The organism is Streptomyces sp. WELS2 (assembly GCF_013870595.1).
Lineage (GTDB): Bacteria > Actinomycetota > Actinomycetes > Streptomycetales > Streptomycetaceae > Streptomyces.
In genome coordinates this window covers 1-19,609 of the sequence record NZ_JACBWZ010000040.1, presented here as the reverse complement: position 1 = coordinate 19,609, position 19,609 = coordinate 1, and the positions used below count along the sequence as shown (strand labels likewise).

Here is a 19,609-nt window from a genome sequence, read left to right as displayed (position 1 = left end):
CCGCCTCCGCTGCCCGGCCGTCCGGGCGCCGGCAGCGGTGGTGCCGACGAGCGGCTGTGGACGCCGGGTTCAGCCGTGGGTCAGCGCGGGCGCGTACGCGTGGTCGCCCAGGGCGCGGTGTACGAGTTCGAGCACCATGGCGGTCACCCGGCGCTCATCGATGCCGGCCCTCTCGTCCGCCTGGCCGATGAGGTCGTCCAGCAGACCGTCGGACGCGTGGTAGGCCATGCGGAACGCCACGCGGGTGTCGCCGGCTTCGAACGCGCCGGCGTCCGTGCCCTCTTCGACGAACGCGCACATCAGGTCGATGACCCGCTGATTGGCCTGCCGGCACAGCTCCAGGGCCTTGGCGTTGGCCGAGCCGAAGACGATCCGGTGCAGTTCGGCGTTGGCGATGGCGTGCCGCACGAGGGCGCTCATCACCCGGTCGATGGTGGGCCACCAGTCGTCGCTCTCGTCCAGGATCTCCTGCGCGGTGGAGACGATGGCGTCGACATAGCGCTCCCACAGCGCGCCGAGAAGGTGGTCCTTGGACTCGAAGTACAGGTAGAAGGTGCCCTTGCCGATCTCGGCCGCGTCCGCGAGTTCGGAGATGGTGGCGCGCTCGAAGCCCGTTGTGCCGAACACGCGTTGGCCTGCGCGCAGGATGTCGTCCCTGCGGTCGTCGGGGCTCTTGGTGACTCGCTTCCTCCGCGTCGTCGCCGGCATGCCCACCTCCGTTCACGCGGTGTCGTGGTGCCCTGTAGGGCTGCCCAATATATCCGACCGACGGTCGGCCTCCTCTCATTGACTGACCATCGGTCATTTATTTGACCGACCACCGGTCACCGACGTCCGGCCGACGAACCGTGACGACGCACCCGCGACACCGACCCGAGGACCACGAGAGGAATGACGGCTCCCCCGCGACCCGAGACCCCACGAGGAGCCCGGCCCGTTTCCGGGCCACCGCCTATCGTCGTCTACCTCGGCGTGGGCGTCCCCGTCATGGGCGTCGGCCTCCTGGCCACGACCACCGGTCTCCTCACGGCCGTGCGGCTCTTCACCGCCCTGGTGGCCGCGCTGTGCCTGCTGGACCCGGCCGCCCCGGCCCGCAGGTTCCCGGCCGGGCGCGGCGCGAACGGACTGCCGTAGCCCCCGCCCGTGATCCTCCGTCACCTTCCGGGGCATTGAATCCGGGCCGGAAAGGGAGTTGAGTCCTGCCCCATGACTCAATACGTCAAGACTTTCCACGCCATCGAGATCGGTGACGGCGGTGACGGGCGATGGGCCGAGCGTGTCCGGCCGGCCGTGGTGAGCGCGGAGGACTGGCTGACCGAGGAGGGGAGGACTCCCGAGGGCGCGGCCCGCGCCCGGCGGCTCTTCGAGGAGCACATGCCCGAACTGGTCCCGGCACTCGACCGGCTCGCCGGCCAACTCTCCTCACCCCGGGCCGGAACCCTTCTCACGCTGGCGGCGGTGCGGCCGTTCTTCTCCGGCTGCACCCAGATCGGCCGTGAGGGCGTCCTGCTCAGAAACTACGACTTCGCTCCCGAACACTGTGAAGGCACCATCGTCTCCTCCCGCTTCCTCCGCCCCGTGATCGGTATGCAGGAGGCCGGGTGGGGGCTGCTGGACGGCATGAACGACGCGGGCCTCGCGGTGTCGCTCACCTTCGGCGGGCGGTACGTCCACGGGCCGGGATTCGCCCTGCCCTTGGTGCTGCGCTATCTGCTGGAGACCTGCCGGACCGTCGAAGAGGCGGTGGGCAGACTGCGCACCATACCCATCGCCATTCCGCAGAACGTCACCCTCGTCGACCCGAACGGCACCGTGACGGTCCACGTCGGACCCGATATCCCGCTGACCGGGACGGGGGACTCCTGCGCGGCCAACCACCAGCACCTCCCGGTGCCGCCCGAGCAGGAACAAGTCACCCGCACACAAGCGCGATTGGCCGCCGTGCGGGCTTCGGGCACCGATGTCGCGGCGATGCTGCGACCGCCGCTGTACCAGTGCGCGTACGACGAGTGGCTGGGCACGGTCTACACGGCCGAGTACCGCCCCGAGGAGGGCCGTGTGACCTACCACTGGCCGGAAGAGAGCTGGGAGCACTCCTTCGAGGGGTTCTCCCCGGGGACCCGCACCGTCACCTTGGGGCTTCCGCACGGGAGCGACGACAGGGGAGCCGGCGGACCGGGCACCGGATCGTCTGTCACCCCTTCTTCTCGATCGCCTCGGCGAACGCGGCCAGGTTCGCGGCCAGATTCTTGATCTCGGCGGTGCTCCAGTCGTCCATCAACTCGGCCACGATGGCCGCCCGGGCCTGCCAGAGTTTGCGGATGGCGAGTTTGCCCGCCTTGCTGACACTGACCAACTGGGCACGGGCGTCGGCGGGGTCCGGCTCGCGCACGATGAAGCCACGCGCCTCCAGCCGCTTGGCGGGCGGCGTGAGCGTGGACTTGTCGACCTCCATGAGCTCCGCGAGGACCGAGAGCCGCACCGGCGCGTGCTGGGAGATCTGGGCGAGCAACGTGTAGTCCCCCAGGGACAGTTCCAGGCCCGACGCCGCCATGATGCGGCGTCGCGCCGCGGTGGAGAACATCCAGTTCCCCACCGTGGCGAGGGCCGCCGCCACCTCACCGGAAGCCTTGCGCTGTTCGTCCGGCCCGCCTGAGGGCCCGGCAGACGTGCGTCCCATCTCAGACACCCACGATCCCGATCGATTGGTTGTGATCAACCAGCCATTATTCCTCGGCGTGGGCACTGCACCGCGTGGCGGGGGCACAACCTGACGAGGCGTCAGTGAGGTGTCCTCCGGCGTTCGTACACCATTACCCTGCGGCCCCGGGACTGCTTGTCGGCCACCGGAACGAAGTACCTGTGCAGGACGGCGGTCTTCATCCTGTCCCGGGCTCCGGTCACCGGGCGGGCCGCCGGGGAGGCGTCCGTCACCAGGAGGACTCGCTGTTCGGTGAGGAGAGCGTCGCGTATGCGGTCAGGTTCCGTCTCGACGCCTTTGAGAGTGCCGGACTCCTCCGGGGACCGCGCCAGGGCTATGTCCCGCAGGCCCGCGAAGGCGCCGGGGGTGAGGGACTTGGTGTCTCTGCGGTCCGCGGGGACGAAGAGCACCGCGTCGCCGGGCTGCTTCAGGTCTCGTATGTCCGAGGCGGCCGCCAGGACGTCGTCCACCCTGCTCGCCGGGGACCGCTTGGCCAGTGACTGCGGCAGCAGCGCCGCCATGGCCACGGCGAGCGTCACGGGCAGGATCCACCTCGACGCCGCCGGGAAGCGGGGCCCGGCCGCCCGTACCGCCGCGCCGACGGCCGTACCGATCAGGAGTGCCAGCCCCAGCATGCTGTAGAGGATGTAACGGTCCAGGAAGACCGGCTGGATCAAGGACAGGGCGACCAGGCCGAGTTGCGGCACCGCGAGCAGCGGTAACCCCACGGTCGCCGTCGACAACCGGCCCGCCCGCGGCCGGTCCGGCAGCGCGCAGGCGCCGCCGATCGCCAGCAGTACCGCCGGACCGATCAGCATGTGCCAGGACAGCGGCGGTATCCAGTCCACCTGCGCGGACTGACCGCGGCTGAACACGATCAGCGGCAGCACTCCGGTCGCGGCGCTCCCGGCCGCCACCGCCCAGCGGGCCAGGACCGCGCGCTCGGCCCGGGCCCAGAGCAAGGTGGCCGGATGGGCCGCGAGGACCATGAGCGAGAGCCAGTTCAGCAGGCCGGTGAGGAGGACCGCGGCGCTGTAGGCGACCCAGTGGCGTGGCCGGGCGGATCCTTGGAGGACGGTCACCAGGAGCAGGGTGGACACCGCCGCGCCGGCCGCCACCAGCGCGTACGACCGGCCCTCCTGGAGGTGGAACTGCACGGCCGGTAACAGCCCGAACGCCATGCCGCCGGCCAGGCCCGTCCAAGTACCCCCGAGCCGACGGCCGATGACGGCCACGCAAGCCGCCGCGACCGATGTGGCCAGCACCGATGGCAGCCGCAGGGTCGTGGTGCCGGGACCGAAGCACGTGAACAGCACGTGCATGAGCAAGTAATAGAGCCCATGGACCACGTCTATGTTCGCCAGCGTGCGCCAGATCTCCGCCGTGGAGCGTTGAGCCACCTGCCAGGTGGCGGCCTCGTCCCGCCACACACTGTTCTGCCGCGACAAACCCCACAGGCCGAAGACGAACGTCCACAGCATCGGCAGCAGCCACACGACCACCGTGCGGAACAAGGAGGCCGGCGCCGCACGTGGTGCCCCGGGCGGGGCGAGGGGTGCGGTGTCCAACGTGCGGCCAGGCGACATGAAAAAGGGCTCCCGAGGCAGTAGTCCATGAGGGCCGACTGCCGGAGGTCACCTGCCGGCCGTCAACCGCAGCACCCTAGCGAATGCCGCGGCCGCTCCCCGCCCGGTCCGCGACCGGCGGTACACCTCTCCACGCGGGCCACCCCGGCCTGCCGGGGCGGGCGTCAGCGGGGCGGGGTGACGGGGGAGTCCGCGGGCGTCGTCGGGGTGCGGGGAACGGCCTGGTAGGAGGAGAGCAGGCGGAGCTTCTCGTCGTTGTCGCTGTCGCGGTCGGCGTGGTAGAGGACGAGGAGCAGACCGGGCGATCCGGAGACCAGGAGCTTCTCCCGGTTCAGCGTGAGTTCGCCGACTTGCGGATGGTCGAGCGTGACGGACGCGCCTTCGCGGGCACGCACGTCATGGCGCGCCCACAGCCGGCGGAAGCGGTCGCTCGCGAGCGAGAGTTCGCCCACCAGCTCGATGAACCGCGGATCGTCGGTGTCCGTGCCGACCGACTCGCGGAATCCGCCGACCAGGCCGGCGGTGGCCTCCTCCCAAGCGGGGTAGAGGGCTCGCTCGGCCGGGTCGAGGAACACGTCCCGCAGCCGGTTGCGGCCGGTGACCAGCCGCGGCGAGAGCGCCGTCGCCGGCGGGTTCGCCATCAGTACGTCGAAGTAGCGGCCTTCGAGGAACGCCGGCTGCGTCAGCGAGTCCAGGAGCTTGCGGATCCCGGTGGGCACGGTCTCCTTGCGGGGCCGGCGGCGGACGCGGCGAGGGTTTTCGCAGGCCAGTCCGAGCAGATAGGCGGTACCCGCGTCGTCGAGCCGCAGCACCCGGGCGAGCGCTTCGAGCACCTGGACGGAAGGGTTGCGGTCGCGGCCCTGTTCGAGGCGCAGGTAATAGTCGGCGCTGATGCCGGCGAGCATCGCGACCTCCTCGCGGCGCAGACCGGGAACGCGGCGGACACCGAGCTGCGGCAGACCGACACTCTCCGGCGTGACGAGTTCGCGGCGGGCGCGCAGATACTCGCCGAGCATGTTCGTGTGGCGGGTCATACGGAAAGCGTAGGCGGACCCTCGGGCATGCGCCTGGTCCTGTCACCCCCAGGATCACGGGGGCCCTGTCCCGATGCCGTGCCGCGCCCAAGGATCGGTCCTGAGCTGGTTCAGCGACGAGAGGAAGCAACCGACATGACCGTGACACTCGTCACCGGAGCGAACAAGGGCATCGGACGTGAGACCGCCCGCCGGCTGATCAAGGAGGGACACACCGTCTACATCGGGGCACGCAGCGTGGAGCGCGGGCAGGCCGCGGCGGCCGAGCTGGGCGCCCGGTTCGTACGGCTCGACGTGACCGACGACGCGTCGGTCCAGGAAGCCATGCGCCTGATCGAGGAGCGTGAGGGCCGCCTCGACGTCCTGGTCAACAACGCCGGCATCGCGGACCACACCCTCGGCACCGACGGGGTCACATCCGCGGGCGCGCAGGCCGTGTTCGATACCAACGTCGTCGGCGTCGTCCGCGTCACCCAGGCCGCGCTCCCGCTGCTGCGCGCGTCGGACAACCCGGTCGTGGTGAACGTCTCCAGCGCGCTCGGCTCGTTCTGGGCGGTCACCAACCCCGAGCGCCGCCAGTCGCACTACGCCTTCATCGTGTACGGGGCGAGCAAGGCGGCCGTGTCCATGCTCACCGTCCAATACGCCAAGGCACTGCCCGACTTCAAGGTCAACGCCGTCGAACCCGGTTTCACCGCCACCGACTTCACCGCGGACTTCCCCGGCGGGCGTCCGGTGGAAGAGAGCGCCGAAGTCGTCGTACGGATGGCCACCCTGGGCAAGGACGGCCCCACCGGCACGTTTCAGGAGGACGACGGCGAGTTGCCCTGGTAGGCGCAACCCGCGAGACGGTGCCACGCCGGACGGCGTCAGGGCGTACTCGGCGTGGCCGCCGACGAGCGGGGCGGTGACGGCGGCCCCGGCTGGGTGCGCGCCCTACACCGTGGTTGTCCAGGGGGCACGGGTGCCGGCGCCGCTCGCGCGAAGGACGCCGGTCCGGTGCCGATGTCCGTCGCCGGACGCGCCCCGCCGGCACGATACGGTCTCAGCGGGTGGTGAAGCCGCCGTCCACGGCCAGGGCGACGCCGTCGACGACCGCGGCCGCCCGAACCGCGCCCGCTCCTCCTTCCCCGAACCGGGTGCGCGACGCTTCGTCGCCGACTGGCACCAGGCCGTCACCATCACCGCCGCCGTGCTGCCCGAGCAGCGGGGCCGGCACGGGCGACTGACCTCGGTGACGGCCCCGGGGCCGCCTGCCGCACGCCGGTGCGCTGTCGCCCGATCCCGCGCACCGGAGAGCGGCCACGGGAAACGACCCTCAGACACGGGGCCCGACCGTCCCCATGGCACGCTCCAGGACGTCGGTGAAGGAACCCTTCCCGTCCGAGGCGAACCAGGAGTGCTGAGCGGCGACCAGGCAACCGAACGCCGCGGCTGTCAGGGCGCGGGGCACCGGGTCGTCGGGGGCGTAGGGGGCACCGCTCGAGGCGGCCCGCTCGCCCAGTTCGGCGACCACGGCCTCCTGCGCCCGGTGCAGCTCGCGGAGATAGCCGGCGAGCAGCGCGGGGGTCTCGAAGACCATCCGGTGGACCGGTGCCACCCCGTGCGGGTGCCCCGGCGCCTGTGGGCGGACCGCCGGCACATCCAGCACGTGGCGCAGGGAGGTCCACACCGGTTCGTCGGCCGGGCGAGCGCGCAGGGCGGTGAGCATGTCGTCCACGACGAGACCGAAGTGTCCGAGGACGATCTCCTCCTTGGTGGCGAAATAGCGGAAGACACTGCGCTGGGACATCCCCACGGCCGCCGCGATGTCGTCGACGGTCGTCGCCTCGAAGCCGCGCTCCACGAACAGCGCGGTGGCGGCTTCGGTGATCTCTTGCCGCACCGCACGGCGGGAGAGCTCCCGCAGGCCGACCCGTTTCCCACCCATGACCCACGCACTCTAGCGAGACGGGCGTTGGCCGACGGCCCGGCCGGCGACGGCGGACGTGTCCGGCACGCCGGGGCGCCCGGCGGCCCGGGGACCGGCGGTCAAATGCGGCTCGGTGCCGGGTCCGGCTCGCGGAGGGGTGCCTCCGTACGGCGGGGGAGGAGCAGCGGGGTCGTCAGCACGAGCACGCCGGCCAGGCCGATGGCCGTACGCGGGCCGAGCAGGCTTCCCAGCACGCCCCAGACGGCGGTCAGCAGCGCGGTCGAGGACCTGGTCGTCACCGTCCAGGCGGACAGCGTGCGGGCGACCCGGTCGGGCGCGGTGCGCTCGAGGCGATAGGTGGCGTAGACCGGGTTGAAGACCGCGCAGCAGAAGATGAGCCCGGCCTCCACCCCCATCACCAGCAGCAGCCCTCCGGTGCCGGGCCCCAGGAAGGCCAGACCGACGGGCCACAGCGCGCGCAGGGCACCGGACACCACCAGGACGCGGTGCCGCCCGAACCGGGCGACGAGCGGCCGGGCCAGCCGCGATCCGGCCAGTCCGGCCAGGGAGGGCACGGCGAAGGCGAGGCCGTACTGCCACGGCGCGAACCCGAACCGGCCGAGCATCAGGACGGCCAGCAGCGGCTCGGCCGCCATCACCAGACCGTTGAACAGGGCGGTGTTGAAGAACAGCGGACGCAGCGCCGCGTCGGCGAGGATGTACCGCCAGCCGTCGAGCAGGTCCCCGGCCCGCACGCGGGCGGCCTGCCGGCGCTCCGGCCGCGCCTCGCGTCCGCCCATCGCGCGGATGCCGAGCGCCGAGAGCAGATAGCTGACCGCGTCGGCCAGCACCGTCGCCACCGGCCCGAGGAACCCGGCCGCCGCTCCGCCCAGGGGCGGTCCGACGATCGTGGTCGTCCAAGTCGTGGACTCGAACCGGGCGTTGGCGACGAGCAGGTCCTCACCGGGCAGCAGCGTCTTCAGATACGCGCCCGAGGCGGTGCGGAAGGTGATGTCGGCCGCCGCGACGACGACCGACACCAGCAGGAGCTGGAGGAAGGTGAGGACACCGCACGCGTATGCGATGGAGACCGTCAGCAGCGCCGCGCACCGCGCCAGGTCCATTCCGATCAGCACCGGCCGCTTGCGGCGGAACTCCACCCACGGACCGAGCGGCACCGCCACGGCCGCACCCACCGCGGCCCCCACGGAGGACAGCGCGGCGACCTCGGCCGGGCCCGCGTCCAGCACCTGGACGGCGATCAGCGGGAACGCGCCGAAGGCGAGCCAGGTGCCGAGCGCGCTGGTCCCGTACGCCGCCCACAGCCACCCGAACCGCCGTCCCAGCCGAGGGCCGGGCACATGACCCGGCCGGCGCCCGCTCCTCATACCCATGTCCCCTCGCATCCGCACAACCGATCCGCGACCGGAGACATCAAACCGAGGGCGGTAGCCGGGGATCAAACAACCGTGGCGCCGGACACCACAACCAACAGTTGTGGTCATAGGCTGTCGGCATGGACCTCGAAACCGTCCGGACCTTCGTCGCCGCCGCCGACGCGGGGCAGTTCCAGGGAGCCGCCGCCCAGCTGTCGCTCACCCAGCAGGCCGTCTCCAAGCGCATCGCCGCGCTGGAGCGCGACCTGGGTGTGCGGCTGTTCACCCGCACCCCGCGCGGCGCCGAACTCACCATCGACGGGCAGGCGTTCCTGGCCCACGCGCGCGAGCTGCTGCGCGTTGCCGAGCGCGCGGTCACCTCCGTGCGCACCGGCCGCCGTCCGCTGCGCGTCGACGTGATCGCCTCGCGCGTCGCGCCGTCCGGCCTGATGCGCGACTTCCACCGCGCGCACCCGGAGATCGACCTCGACGTCGTGTGGCTCTTCGACGTCGAGAGAGCCGTCACCGCACTCCGGTCCGGCGAGATCGACGCCTCCTTCCGCGCCGTGGCCGCGCCCGGCAGGCCCCTTCCCGAGGACATCGCGTCCGTGCGGGTGCTCGACGAGCCGCTCCAGCTCCTCACCGGCCCCGCCCACGCCCTGGCGGGCGCGCGGTCCGTGCCCCTCGCACGGCTCGCCGGGCACCGCATCTGGATGCCCGGCGTCGTTCCCGGCACCGAGTGGGCCGCCTACTACGACGACCTCGTGGCAGAGTTCGGGCTCACCATCGAGGCGACCGGCCCCAACTTCGGCTCGGACGCGCTCCTCGACACCGTCGCCGACACCCCGGCCCTGGCCACCTTCATGGGCGCGCACACCCGTCTCGTCTGGCCCGCCGGCCACGGACTGCGCCGCATCCCGGTGACCGACCCGACGCCCGTCTACCCGCACTCCCTCCTCTGGCACCGCGACAACCCCCACCCGGCGCTGACCGCGCTCCGCGCCCACCTCGCCGTCAAGGCGACCGGCCACGATGCCGCCGGGACCTGGACACCGGCCTGGGTGCTGCCGCGCTGACCGCCGCCACGCCCGCGATCATCCGTTCCCGGACCCATGGACGATGCCCCGGGGCGTCACGGCCGGCGGCAGCCCATCGGCGCACCGATGCGTCCCGTACCCACCGGTCCGGTCAAGGTCGGTCGCGGGGCTCAGGTCACGCTGATGTCGGTGTGCGCCTGAGCCACACGCAGCAGCGCCTTCGCGATCACATCGGCCTCGTCGTCGCTCAGATGCCGGGCGAAGTGTTCCCAGATGCCACGCAGGTAGACCGGCGCCGTCTCGCGCAGCGCGGCCAGACCGTCCTCGGTGATCACCGCCCAGGTCACCCGCTTGTCCGTCGGATCCGGCCGCTTGTCCACCAGGCCCAGCCGGGCCATCTCGTCCACCAGCCGACTGACCCGGGTGCGGCTGAGGACCACACGCTCGGCGACTTCCTGCATGCGCAGGCCCCGCTCGCCCCCCGCACGTAGCTCCAGAAGTACGTCGTACCAGGTCAGCGGGATGCGGCCGGTGCGCTGGACGTCGCTCTCGATCGCCCGCACGGCGGAGTTGTGGGCCAGCAGCAGTGCTCGCCACGCCTCGACTCGGTGCTCACCTTCGTTCACGAGGACGAGTGTAACGAGACTTGCTTGCGTGCGCACGCACGGATTAAGGTGTGTGCAGACGCACTGATTTTCCGCTTCGAAAACGGGAGGCGTACATGGTCCAGCGGATCGCGCGCGACGAGCTGAAGAAGAAGATCGACGAAGGGCTGGTGACGGTGGTCGAGGCCCTGCCCGCCGAGTACTACAACGACAAGCACCTGCCCGGTGCGCTCAGCCTGCCGCACGACCAAGTCGACGAGCTGGCTCCCACCCTGCTGCCCGACAAGGAGGCGGAGGTCGTCGTCTACTGCGCCAACGAGCCGTGCCCCAACTCCGGCATCGCGGCCAAGCGGCTGGCGGAGCTGGGATACGTCAACGTCAGGGAATACGGCGAGGGCAAGGACGACTGGGTCGGTGCCGGCCTGCCGACCGTGTCCGGCGCCTGATCGGAGGACCGACCACATGACCACTGCACCGACCCGCACCGTCGACGGGGTGGAACTGCCCGCCGCCGGCACCTGGAAGATCGACCCCGGACACGCCGAAGTAGGCTTCGTCGGGCGGCACTTCATGCTGACCAAGGTTCGCGGCCGGTTCACCGGCGTGGACGCCACCGTGGAGATCGGCGAGCGCCCGGAGGACAGCAAGGTGACCGCCGTCATCGACATGGCCAGCGTGGACAGCGGCGACCGGACGCGCGACGACCACCTGCGTTCCGCGGACTTCTTCGACACGGAGAAGCACCCCCGGGCCACCTTCGTCTCCACCGCGGTCACCTGGGACGGCAAGCGCGGCACCCTCATCGGTGACCTGACCATCAAGGACGTCACCCGCCCGGTGACCCTGGAGGTGGACTACCTGGGCTACGCGCGCGATCCCTGGGGCAACGACCGTACGGTCTTCTCCGCCCACGGCAAGATCAACCGGGAGGACTGGGGCCTGAGCTGGAACATGGTCCTGGACTCCGGCGGGATCCTCGTCTCCAAGGAGATCGAGCTGTCGCTGGACCTGGAGGCGATCAAGGAGGCCTGACCTCCCGTCCGAGAGGCCCCGGTGCGCCGGCCCGCGCACCGGGGCCCGTCCGGCATGCGCTGACGCGTGCCACATGTGCCACCTGTGCCATGCACGCCACCGCGAGTGCCGGTGCGCCCCGCGTGCCAGGTGTGCCGCGCGCCCTGCACACGCCCACGTGCTCCCGCGCGCCTCCCCGCCCCGACCGTGCGCCCGCTCGGCCGCCGACGGTCCGCCGCACCGTGGGGCGCTTCCCGCCGAACCCGCGGAGCGGAGCGACGGTAAGCCCCGCCACTCGGGGCCAACTCACTTGTAGGGGGCCGCTGTTGCCCACCTGGGCATCGGCGCCGGGGCGCCCATGGACACCGTTTTCCCACGCCGTGCCGACCGCACGGCGCCTGACCCATGCCCGGAAACCCGCACCGCACAGCACACTCCGGGAAGCCGGCGCACGGCCCGGCAAAAGCCGGCCCTTTGTGACGGTGAGCCGCTTGTCCCGCCGCCACCGACTGTGGCACAGTCACCTACCGGACGAAGTCCGTATACGGGGGTATACATGTCTGGAACTCGTTTCCGAACTCACGTCGTAGCCGGCGACGAGCACTCTGGCCTCCTTCCGTAGGAGCACCCTTCCCACCGTCCGACCGCGACGGTTCTTTGCGTGCCCTGGGCCGCGCCCGCACGAGAAGTCCTCTGAAACACGAATCCGTGTCTGTCGCATGCCATGACGGACCCGTTCGTGCCCGCACTCGTACGCCGTACGACTGGAGGAAGCATGACCACGCACGCCGGCACCACTCTGAGCACCGCGCACGACCAGCGACTGCTCGATCTGACACAGCACGAGATCCAGGCCCTGCGCACCGAGTTCAACCTCGCCGACGCCCACACGCACCAGCGCCAGTCCGCCGCCCAGCACGAGATCGTCCGCCGCCTTCCCGAGCTGTGGTACGAGGCGGAGGAGGGCCTCCAGGCCACCTACGAGCAGCGTTTCACCGAGTCGTTCTTCCGCCTCCACCGCCAGCCCACCGCGCTGGCCAGGAACAAGACGCTCCTGTCGTACGCCGCCTCCATCTCCACCATGGTCGTGGCGATGTACCTCAAGCAGCGGCGCGCCGCCGTCACCCTGGTCGAGCCGTGCTTCGACAACCTGCACGACGTCCTGTCGAACATGGGCGTGCCGCTGTACCCCGTCGAGGAGTCGGCGCTGCACGACCCCGACCGCATCTACACCGAACTCAAGCGCCGGGTCCGCACCGACGCGCTGTTCCTCGTCGACCCCAACAACCCCACCGGCTTCACGCTCATGCGACACGGCCGCAAGGGGCTCGAAGAGGTCGTCCGCTTCTGCAAGGACCACAACAAACTGCTGGTCATCGACTTCTGCTTCGCCTCGTTCACCCTCTACGATCCCGAACTCGCCCGGTTCGACGTCTACGAACTGCTGGAGGAGTCCGGGGTCAGCTACCTGGCGATCGAGGACACCGGAAAGACCTGGCCGGTGCAGGACGCCAAGGCCGCCATGCTCACCGCCAGCGACGACATCAAGGAAGACATCTACAACCTGCACACCAGCGTGCTGCTCAACGTCTCGCCGTTCGTGCTCAACATGCTGACCCAGTACGTGGAGAACTCCCGGAAGGACGGTCTCGCCTCGGTCCGCGACGTGCTCGACACCAACCGGGCCGCCGTCAGGGAGGCGCTGCGCGACACGATCCTCGACTACCTGGAACCGATCGCCAAGACCAGCGTGGCCTGGGCAAAGATCACCCACCCCGAGCTGACCGCGAGCGAACTCCAGCGGGAGCTGCGCGCGGAGGGCGTGTACGTGCTGCCCGGCCGGTACTTCTACTGGAGCCAGCCCGGCCGCGGCGAGCCGTACGTCCGCATGGCCCTGGCCCGCGAGCCCGAGATGTTCGCCGGCGCGATGCAGCGGCTGCGGAAGGTGCTGGACCGCTATGGCCGCTGACACTCCCGCCGCGCAGGACCGTGAAGTCTTCGTCGACGCCGCGCTGTTCCTCGGCATGCACAGCCAGGACGACGGCCTGCGCGTCGCCTGCAAGGCGTTCTTCGTGACACGGCTCGACACCCGCGTGGTCATGAACCTGGAACAGGTGGGCCGCTGCGACGACGTCATCTGGAGCTACTCACGCGAACTCCAGGACCTCTACTACCCGTTCATGGACCAGCTCCACACGGTCATGGACATCAGCCGCCAAGGATACGACCGGGCGGACGTCGGACCGGCCCTGTCCGACCCGGACCTGTCCGATCAACTGCCTTTCACGGACCGGCTGTTGATCGCCATGGTCGTCAACCGCAAGGGGCTGCTGCACACCGTCGGCCCTCGCGCGGCAGCCTTCGGGGAACTCCCCGTGCGCGCCGTTGGCGCCTGGCCCGCCGACGTGCCCGAGCCCGCCTTCCCCGAGCCGCTGGAGCGGCTCTACCGCGCATCGCTCGCCCTGCGCCTGCCCCCGGACCGGCTGGGCATACCGGCACCGGACCGGGCCGTGGCGCAAGGCCGTACCTGAGGGAGCCCGAGATGTACCAGGGAGTGATCGCGGCCCTGGTGACGCCGCTCTCGGAGACCGGCGAGGTCTCCGAGAGCGGGGTCGCCCGGCTGCTGGACACCGTCCGGCCCCACGTCGACGCCCTGCTGCCCAACCTCAGCACCGGTGAGGGACGCAGGCTCAGCGACCGGCAGTGGGAGGACATGCTCACGGCCACCGTGAAACACGCCGGCGGCCTGCCCGTCCTCGCCGGCATCCTGCGGCCCACCACGGAACGGGTCCTGGAACGGGCCCGGGTCGCGGTGGACCTCGGCGCCCAGGCGCTGGTCGCCACCACCCCGTACGGCCCGGGGATCACCCAGGAGGAGATCCGCCGGCACTTCACCGAACTCGGCGAGCGCGGCGGCCTGCCGGTCGTCGTCTACCACGGCACCGAAGTCGCCGGGAACGCCGCCGACTTCGACACCCTGCTGCGGATCTGCGAACTGCCCGCCGTGGTGGCCGTCAAGGACTCCTCGGGCAGCGCGGACTTCACCCGGCGGCTGGTCCGGGCCCGGCCCGGGGCGCGGATCCTGGCCGGACTGGAACACCTGCTGCTGGAGTCCGGTCCCGTCGACGGATACGTGGTCGCGCTCGCCAACGCCGAACCGGCACTGTGCGCCGACCTGTTCGCCGGCCGGCTCGCCGACCCGGCCACCCGCCTCGCCGACGCCTGTGCGCGCTACGGCCTGGAGCGGGACGACTGGTACCGCCGGATCAAGACCGCGCTGTACCACCGCGGCGTACTGGAGACCGACAAGACCGTGGAAACCGCGGAGGCGGGCGAATGAACACGACCGGCACTGCTGCACCCGCTACCGGGTCACCCGTCAGCACGGTGCCCGGACCCACGGCCTCCGGCACCCCGGCCTCCGGCACCCAAACCTCCGGCACCCCGGCACCCGGCCCGGCGACGGCCCGCCCGGCCGTACCCGCCTGGCCCGCCCCGGCCTCCGGGGACGAGTCGGTCCACCGCGAACTGTTCCGGCTCAACCGGACACCGCTGGACTCCCGGCTGCTCGCCCGCATCGAGGAGATCGAGCGGGACTGGATCATCCCGCTCGTGCGGTCCCTGGAGTCGGCCACCGAACCGGTCGCCGACCGGGCCGGCTGGCAGCGACTGCTGGCCGGGCTGCTGGCCGGGGAACGCGCGGGCAACCCGGCCGGAGAGTACCTGGCCGAGCAGGCGAGCCGCGAGGAATTCGCCTTGGTGGTAAGGGAGTTCGCGCTCGACGGGCTGACCGAGGCGCAGAACTTCTTCCCCGCCGTGCCCCGGCTGCCGATCAAGGCGCAGATGGCCGTGATGCGGGTCCTCATCGACGAGTTCGGCTGTGGCAACCTCCAGCAGGCCCACTCCCAGCTCTACCGGCTGCTCCTCGCCGAACTCGGCCTGCCCCAGGAGCCGGAGCACTTCCTGGACACCACCGGCGACGAGACCTTCCAGTTCCTCAACGTCTTCTACTGGCTCACCCAACGCGCCCCGCACACCGAGTACTTCCTGGGCGCCCTGGCCTATCTGGAGGCCTCCATACCGGACGCCTTCACCCACCAGGCGCGGGCCTGTGAACGGCTCGGCATCCGGTACGGCCGCTACTACACCGAACACCTGCACATCGACACCTTCCACATGCGGGAGATGCAGTTGGCCATAAAGGAGTACGAAGCCGCCTACGGCCTGGAACCGACCCGGTTGTGGACCGGTGCGCGACTGCTCTCCCGGCTGATCGGCGGTGCCTTCGACGCGGCCGTGGCCCGGGCGAGGGAGTCGTCCGGCGGGGTGGCGGCATGACGGGCCGCACCGGAGCCGAGGAGCCGGTCCTGGAGGAACTGCCCGGCGACCGGCTGCGCGTCCGGGTGGGAGGCCGGGAGTTCGTCACCGCCGCCGCCTGCCCGCACCGGAAGGGAAGGCTCGTCCACGGACAGGTCAACCCCCGTACCCTGCGCCTCAGTTGCCCCCTGCACCACAGCAGCTTCGACCTGACCACCGGCTGCCCGGTGGCCGGGCCCGCCGAGGCGGCGCTGACCGTGTACCGGGGCGGCGTCTGGCCCGGCCACTACCGCACCGAGCAGGTCTGGCTCCCCGCCTCCGAGCAACTGCTGGACTGGGGCGAGGAATTCCACGAGCTGATGCTCGGCGACGAGCTGCGCATGACGGCCTTCCAGGCAGCCGTCAGCGAGGCGGTACGCCCCGGGGACACCGTCCTCGACCTGGGCACCGGCACCGGCATCCTGGCCCGCTGGGCCCTCCAGGCCGGGGCGGCCCGGGTCTACGGCATCGACCTGAACGAAAAGGTCCTGGCCACCGCCACCGAGCGGCTCGCCGAGGCCGGGTTCGCCGGCCGCTTCATCCCGCTCGCGGGCCTCTCCTTCGACCTGGAACTGCCCGAGCGGGTGGACATCGTCATCTCCGAGATCATGGGGAACCTCGGCGACAACGAGAACTTCTCCGCGATCCTCGACGACGCCCGGGAACGCTTCCTGCGCCCCGGCGGCACCATGCTGCCCCGCCTGGTGGACAGCTTCCTGGTGCCGGTGACCGCCGAGTCCGCGCACGCGCAGCTGACCGGCCCCGGGCCCGAGGACGCGGGCGGACCGGAAGCGTTCGCCCACCTGCTGGCCGCCCGCGGCGCCCGGGACCCCTACTCCCTGTACTACGACGTGATCCTCCCGGTCTCCGGCCACCTGAGCGCACCGGCCCTGCTGCGGCGCTACGAGCCCGGAGGCGAGGACCGGGGCCCGTACTCGTACGACGTGCCGCTGGCGTTCACCGTGCGGCGGGACGGCGTGTTCACCGGGTTCAAGGGCTACTTCACCGCCCGGCTGTCGGACACCGTGGCGCTCGACATCTCCGGTGACGACATCACCGGGCGCACCACGTCCGACAGCTGGAAACACTGCTATCTGCCGGTCGAACGCCCGGTGCGGGTGCGGCGTGGCGACCGGATCGCCGTGACCTTCAGCCGGCGGAGCGGCCGGGACGGCAGCCCCTTCGGCCAGACCTACGCCTGGCAGGGCCGGATCCTGTCCGGCACCCGGCCGGTGGACCGGTTCGCCCACAGCACCGGACCCGCCACCGACCTGCCCGAATGACCATGACACACGGGGGAGTTCACTCAGACATGAACAGCACAGCGGCACCGGCCGAGCGGCACGGGGACGGACGCCCCGTGCGGACGTACGACGTGGTCGCGCTCAACGTGCCCATCGCCTACAACGAGTTCGGCGACCACGACCGTAACGGCGCCCTGTACACGCTCGCCTCGGACGCGCCGGAGCTCAGGGAGCTGGCGGCCTCCTGGCCACAGCCGTTCCCCAGCTACCTGGACCAGCCCGAGCTGGTGCCCGGCCCGCACCCGCTCGCCCGCCCGCTGGTCCTGCGGGTCCGGCGCGGCGAGCGGCTGCGGGTCCGGCTGACCAACGAGCTGCCGCGCCCGGCCGGCATCACCCTCCAGGGTGTCCGCTACGACGTGCGCACCATGGACGGACTCGCGGCGGGCGCCAACCCGGACAGCAGCGTGCCCCCGGGTGGCACCCGCGTCTACGAATGGGTCTGCGAGCACGAAGGCGTCTTCCACTTCGGGGACATGTCCGACGCGCGCGGCGAGGGCACACAGAGCCACGGCATGGTCGGCGCGGTGGTGGTCGAGGCGCCCGAGGCGACCTGGACCGACCCGGAGACCGGAGCGCCGCTTGCCACCGGCCTGTACGCGGACGTCCATCTGCCGGACCGCAGCTTCCGCGAGTTCGTGATCTTCATGATGGAGTACCCGAGCAACGACAACCCGGCGGTGCCGCCGCCGATGCCCGGCCACGGCCACGGCGGGGGACACGGCGAGGACGGGGGGCACGGCGGCGGACGCACCGGAGCCGGCCCGCGGACGGCCACCGGCCTGCCCGCCTTGCGCCCGGTCACCTCGGACACGGTGGACGACCTCACCCCGCTCAACAACGCGATGCTTCCGGTCAACCACCGCATCGAGCCCATGGAATGGCGGATGTACCGCTACCAGAAGCTCCTCGAGGAGGGCCGTGTCGACCCGGTGCGCGACGCGGTCATCGGCGAGGAGGTGCACCACAGCTCCTGGCTGTTCGGCGACCCCTCCACCCCGGTCCTGCGCGGCTACTCCGGGGACCCCACCGTCATCCGGCTGGTGCACGGCGGCATGCGCGACACCCATGTCTTCCACACCCACCTGCACCAGTGGCGGCTGCGGCCGGGCGACGAGAACGCGCCCATCGTGGACTCCGTCAGCATCGGCCCGCAGGAGGCCATGACCCTCGAACTGATCGGCGGCCTCGGCTCCCGGCAGGGCGCGGTCGGCGACTCGATCTGGCACTGCCACATGTACGTCCACTTCCACATGGGCATGTGGGGACTGTTCCGGATCTTCGACACCCTCCAGGACGGCACCGGCGGCTACCCCGACGGCCGCACCATCCAGCCCCTCGTCCCGCTGCCGCACCGCCCGGCCCCGCCGGCGCCCACGCCCGAACGGCCCGGCTTCCCCGGCTTCCTCGCGCAGTCCGCCACCTTCCCGCAGAAGAACCCCCGGCCGCCGCGGACCCCGCTCCAGCCGCCCGGCATGGGCCGCGAACCCACCGCGCTGGAAGCCGCCGCCTTCGTGGACGACCCCCAGCCCGGCGAGGCCTTCACCAAGATCACCCCACCGGACGCCCCGGTGCGCCGCTACCACCTGGTGGTCACCAACGGCACCCTCCACTACCACGGCGACCCCACCGACGAGCACGCCGTGACCTGGCACGACCACAACGCCCACTTCTACGTCCTCGCCGAGGAGATCGAGGAGGCCGGCGGCCTGGAGGAGTTCAAGCGGCAGCTCGCGCGGGGCGAACGCACCCTCGAACCGCTGGTCATCCGGGCCAACAAGGGCGAGGTCGTGGAACTCACGCTGACCAACGCCCTGCCGACCGGACCGCAGGAGGAGTCGGCCTTCGACCCGCACCTGCCGTTCCAGCCGGAGTGCGGACTCCACACCCACCTGGTCAAGTACGATCCGCTGATCTCCGACGGCTCCGCGGTCGGCTGGAACTACCTGTCCGCCACCACCACCGCCGACCAGGGCGAGGAGGCCCACGGCCGGTACAACTCCTGGACCTACCGCTGGTACGTGGACGAGGAGTTCGGCACCGTCTTCTTCCACGACCACCTGCTCGCCAACTACCGCCAGCGCCACGGCCTGTTCGGAGCCCTCATGGCCGAACCCGAGGGCGCGGTCTGGGTCTCGCCGCACGACCACGGCCGGGAGCTGCGGCGCGGCACCCAGGCCGTGATCAAAAAGGCCGACGGCACGGCACACCGCGAAATGGTCCTGGCCATCGGGGACTTCGTGCCCATGGTCAAGCACGGACACGGCGACCACGGCGAGCCCGTCAACCCGCCGCCGGCGCCCGGAGCGCCGGACGACCAGGGCGCGATGGGCGTCAACTACCGCAGCGAACCGCTGTCCGAGCGCGGCGGGGACCCGGCCCACTGGTTCTCCAGCGCCGTGCACGGCGACCCCGGCACCCCGCTGCTGCGCGGCTATCCCGGAGAGGACCTGCGCCTGCACATCCTGCAGGGCTCCCACGACCTCCAGCACAGCTTCACCGTCTCCGGGGCCCGCTGGCGCGAGTGGCCCCGCCGCGCCGACACCGCCTGGCGCGACCAGCAGACGCTGGGCATCTCGAACGTCGCCGAGCTGGCCCTCTCGCCGACCATGGTCCCCGGCGACCATCTGTGGTCCTTCGGCGCGGGGAACGACCTGTGGCTGGGCTGCTGGGGCCTGCTGCGGCTGCAC

Annotated in this window: 20 protein-coding genes; 12 read left to right on the top strand and 8 right to left on the bottom strand. The window is 71.3% G+C overall.

All coding sequences use genetic code 11. The features are described from left to right. Window positions 1-69: 69 nt before the first annotated feature. Window positions 70-708 carry a TetR/AcrR family transcriptional regulator gene (locus tag H5J33_RS04645; RefSeq protein WP_181793500.1) on the bottom strand — a complete coding sequence of 213 codons (639 nt, stop codon included), beginning with the start codon at window positions 706-708 and terminating at the stop codon, window positions 70-72. 264 nt (window positions 709-972) lie between these two features. Between H5J33_RS04645 and H5J33_RS04640 the strand changes: the two genes are divergently transcribed. Together H5J33_RS04640 and H5J33_RS04635 are read left to right on the top strand one after the other, a co-directional pair. Continuing rightward, window positions 973-1,134, top strand: a complete 162-nt coding sequence (locus H5J33_RS04640) for a hypothetical protein (RefSeq protein WP_181793499.1) — start codon at window positions 973-975, stop codon at window positions 1,132-1,134. Between the two features lie 72 nt (window positions 1,135-1,206). Next, window positions 1,207-2,253 (top strand): C45 family autoproteolytic acyltransferase/hydolase, encoded by a 1,047-nt coding sequence (locus H5J33_RS04635; protein WP_181793498.1) that lies wholly within the window; start codon window positions 1,207-1,209, stop codon window positions 2,251-2,253. On the opposite strand, the gene H5J33_RS04630 is transcribed toward H5J33_RS04635, so the two are convergent. The 3 genes from H5J33_RS04630 to H5J33_RS04620 all read right to left on the bottom strand — a co-directional run bounded on the left by H5J33_RS04630 (window position 2,195) and on the right by H5J33_RS04620 (window position 5,321). Beyond that, complete coding sequence (locus H5J33_RS04630) at window positions 2,195-2,680, bottom strand: MarR family winged helix-turn-helix transcriptional regulator (protein WP_181793497.1); 486 nt, start codon at window positions 2,678-2,680, stop codon at window positions 2,195-2,197. The two genes, H5J33_RS04635 and H5J33_RS04630, sit on opposite strands and share 59 nt — an antisense overlap. A gap of 101 nt (window positions 2,681-2,781) precedes the next feature. Beyond that, a complete protein-coding gene (locus H5J33_RS04625) occupies window positions 2,782-4,182 on the bottom strand; it encodes a hypothetical protein (protein ID WP_181793502.1) in 1,401 nt (466 codons plus the stop codon). A gap of 269 nt (window positions 4,183-4,451) precedes the next feature. Beyond that, window positions 4,452-5,321: a helix-turn-helix domain-containing protein gene (locus H5J33_RS04620; RefSeq protein ID WP_181793496.1), complete on the bottom strand. Its 870-nt coding sequence runs from the start codon at window positions 5,319-5,321 to the stop codon at window positions 4,452-4,454. Between the two features lie 135 nt (window positions 5,322-5,456). Here H5J33_RS04620 and H5J33_RS04615 point away from each other — a divergent pair, with 135 nt between their 5' ends. Further along, window positions 5,457-6,155, top strand: a complete 699-nt coding sequence (locus tag H5J33_RS04615; protein WP_181793495.1) for an SDR family NAD(P)-dependent oxidoreductase — start codon at window positions 5,457-5,459, stop codon at window positions 6,153-6,155. 211 nt (window positions 6,156-6,366) lie between these two features. Here H5J33_RS04615 and H5J33_RS04610 read toward each other — a convergent pair whose 3' ends face one another. From H5J33_RS04610 to H5J33_RS04600, 3 genes are all read right to left on the bottom strand, one after another. After that, on the bottom strand, window positions 6,367-6,540 hold the full coding sequence (locus H5J33_RS04610) for a hypothetical protein (protein WP_181793494.1): 174 nt from the start codon (window positions 6,538-6,540) through the stop codon (window positions 6,367-6,369). A gap of 99 nt (window positions 6,541-6,639) precedes the next feature. After that, the gene (locus H5J33_RS04605; RefSeq protein WP_181793493.1) at window positions 6,640-7,251 is read right to left on the bottom strand and encodes a TetR family transcriptional regulator; all 612 of its coding nucleotides are present in this window, start codon (window positions 7,249-7,251) and stop codon (window positions 6,640-6,642) included. 101 nt (window positions 7,252-7,352) lie between these two features. Continuing rightward, window positions 7,353-8,621, bottom strand: a complete 1,269-nt coding sequence (locus H5J33_RS04600; RefSeq protein WP_181793492.1) for an MFS transporter — start codon at window positions 8,619-8,621, stop codon at window positions 7,353-7,355. Window positions 8,622-8,749: 128 nt separating this feature from the next. On the opposite strand from H5J33_RS04600, the gene H5J33_RS04595 reads away from it, so the two are divergent. Further along, on the top strand, window positions 8,750-9,685 hold the full coding sequence (locus H5J33_RS04595) for a LysR family transcriptional regulator (protein ID WP_181793491.1): 936 nt from the start codon (window positions 8,750-8,752) through the stop codon (window positions 9,683-9,685). 131 nt (window positions 9,686-9,816) lie between these two features. Here H5J33_RS04595 and H5J33_RS04590 read toward each other — a convergent pair whose 3' ends face one another. Continuing rightward, a complete protein-coding gene (locus H5J33_RS04590) occupies window positions 9,817-10,272 on the bottom strand; it encodes a MarR family winged helix-turn-helix transcriptional regulator (protein ID WP_181793490.1) in 456 nt (151 codons plus the stop codon). A 95-nt stretch (window positions 10,273-10,367) separates the two neighbouring features. On the opposite strand from H5J33_RS04590, the gene H5J33_RS04585 reads away from it, so the two are divergent. From H5J33_RS04585 to H5J33_RS04545, 8 genes are all read left to right on the top strand, one after another. Then, on the top strand, window positions 10,368-10,697 hold the full coding sequence (locus H5J33_RS04585) for a rhodanese-like domain-containing protein (RefSeq protein ID WP_181793489.1): 330 nt from the start codon (window positions 10,368-10,370) through the stop codon (window positions 10,695-10,697). 16 nt (window positions 10,698-10,713) lie between these two features. Continuing rightward, a complete protein-coding gene (locus tag H5J33_RS04580) occupies window positions 10,714-11,283 on the top strand; it encodes a YceI family protein (protein ID WP_181793488.1) in 570 nt (189 codons plus the stop codon). 754 nt (window positions 11,284-12,037) lie between these two features. Then, window positions 12,038-13,231, top strand: coding sequence for a pyridoxal phosphate-dependent aminotransferase (locus H5J33_RS04575; RefSeq protein WP_181793487.1), 1,194 nt, complete (start codon window positions 12,038-12,040; stop codon window positions 13,229-13,231). Continuing rightward, window positions 13,221-13,793, top strand: a complete 573-nt coding sequence (locus H5J33_RS04570) for a DUF6190 family protein (RefSeq protein WP_181793486.1) — start codon at window positions 13,221-13,223, stop codon at window positions 13,791-13,793. The genes H5J33_RS04575 and H5J33_RS04570 overlap by 11 nt, the downstream gene beginning before the upstream one ends. Window positions 13,794-13,804: 11 nt before the next feature. Beyond that, the gene (locus H5J33_RS04565) at window positions 13,805-14,602 is read left to right on the top strand and encodes a dihydrodipicolinate synthase family protein (protein ID WP_181793485.1); all 798 of its coding nucleotides are present in this window, start codon (window positions 13,805-13,807) and stop codon (window positions 14,600-14,602) included. 47 nt (window positions 14,603-14,649) lie between these two features. Beyond that, window positions 14,650-15,600, top strand: a complete 951-nt coding sequence (locus tag H5J33_RS04560; RefSeq protein ID WP_309485318.1) for an iron-containing redox enzyme family protein — start codon at window positions 14,650-14,652, stop codon at window positions 15,598-15,600. Further along, complete coding sequence (locus H5J33_RS04550) at window positions 15,597-16,901, top strand: methyltransferase domain-containing protein (protein WP_258564872.1); 1,305 nt, start codon at window positions 15,597-15,599, stop codon at window positions 16,899-16,901. The genes H5J33_RS04560 and H5J33_RS04550 overlap by 4 nt, the downstream gene beginning before the upstream one ends. Before the next feature lie 29 nt (window positions 16,902-16,930). After that, the coding region (locus H5J33_RS04545; RefSeq protein ID WP_181793483.1) for a multicopper oxidase domain-containing protein at window positions 16,931-19,609 on the top strand (2,679 nt) is incomplete at its 3' end.

Excerpts from the sequence above, each read along its gene's own strand:
- H5J33_RS04645 (WP_181793500.1), bottom strand. The coding sequence starts at position 708 with ATGCCGGCGACGACGCGGAGGAAGCGAGTCACCAAGAGCCCCGACGAC.
- H5J33_RS04635 (WP_181793498.1), top strand. The coding sequence starts at position 1,207 with ATGACTCAATACGTCAAGACTTTCCACGCCATCGAGATCGGTGACGGC.
- H5J33_RS04630 (WP_181793497.1), bottom strand. The coding sequence starts at position 2,680 with ATGGGACGCACGTCTGCCGGGCCCTCAGGCGGGCCGGACGAACAGCGC.
- H5J33_RS04625 (WP_181793502.1), bottom strand. The coding sequence starts at position 4,182 with ATGCTGTGGACGTTCGTCTTCGGCCTGTGGGGTTTGTCGCGGCAGAAC.
- H5J33_RS04620 (WP_181793496.1), bottom strand. The coding sequence starts at position 5,321 with ATGACCCGCCACACGAACATGCTCGGCGAGTATCTGCGCGCCCGCCGC.
- H5J33_RS04615 (WP_181793495.1), top strand. The coding sequence starts at position 5,457 with ATGACCGTGACACTCGTCACCGGAGCGAACAAGGGCATCGGACGTGAG.
- H5J33_RS04605 (WP_181793493.1), bottom strand. The coding sequence starts at position 7,251 with ATGGGTGGGAAACGGGTCGGCCTGCGGGAGCTCTCCCGCCGTGCGGTG.
- H5J33_RS04600 (WP_181793492.1), bottom strand. The coding sequence starts at position 8,621 with ATGAGGAGCGGGCGCCGGCCGGGTCATGTGCCCGGCCCTCGGCTGGGA.
- H5J33_RS04595 (WP_181793491.1), top strand. The coding sequence starts at position 8,750 with ATGGACCTCGAAACCGTCCGGACCTTCGTCGCCGCCGCCGACGCGGGG.
- H5J33_RS04585 (WP_181793489.1), top strand. The coding sequence starts at position 10,368 with ATGGTCCAGCGGATCGCGCGCGACGAGCTGAAGAAGAAGATCGACGAA.
- H5J33_RS04580 (WP_181793488.1), top strand. The coding sequence starts at position 10,714 with ATGACCACTGCACCGACCCGCACCGTCGACGGGGTGGAACTGCCCGCC.
- H5J33_RS04575 (WP_181793487.1), top strand. The coding sequence starts at position 12,038 with ATGACCACGCACGCCGGCACCACTCTGAGCACCGCGCACGACCAGCGA.
- H5J33_RS04570 (WP_181793486.1), top strand. The coding sequence starts at position 13,221 with ATGGCCGCTGACACTCCCGCCGCGCAGGACCGTGAAGTCTTCGTCGAC.
- H5J33_RS04565 (WP_181793485.1), top strand. The coding sequence starts at position 13,805 with ATGTACCAGGGAGTGATCGCGGCCCTGGTGACGCCGCTCTCGGAGACC.
- H5J33_RS04550 (WP_258564872.1), top strand. The coding sequence starts at position 15,597 with ATGACGGGCCGCACCGGAGCCGAGGAGCCGGTCCTGGAGGAACTGCCC.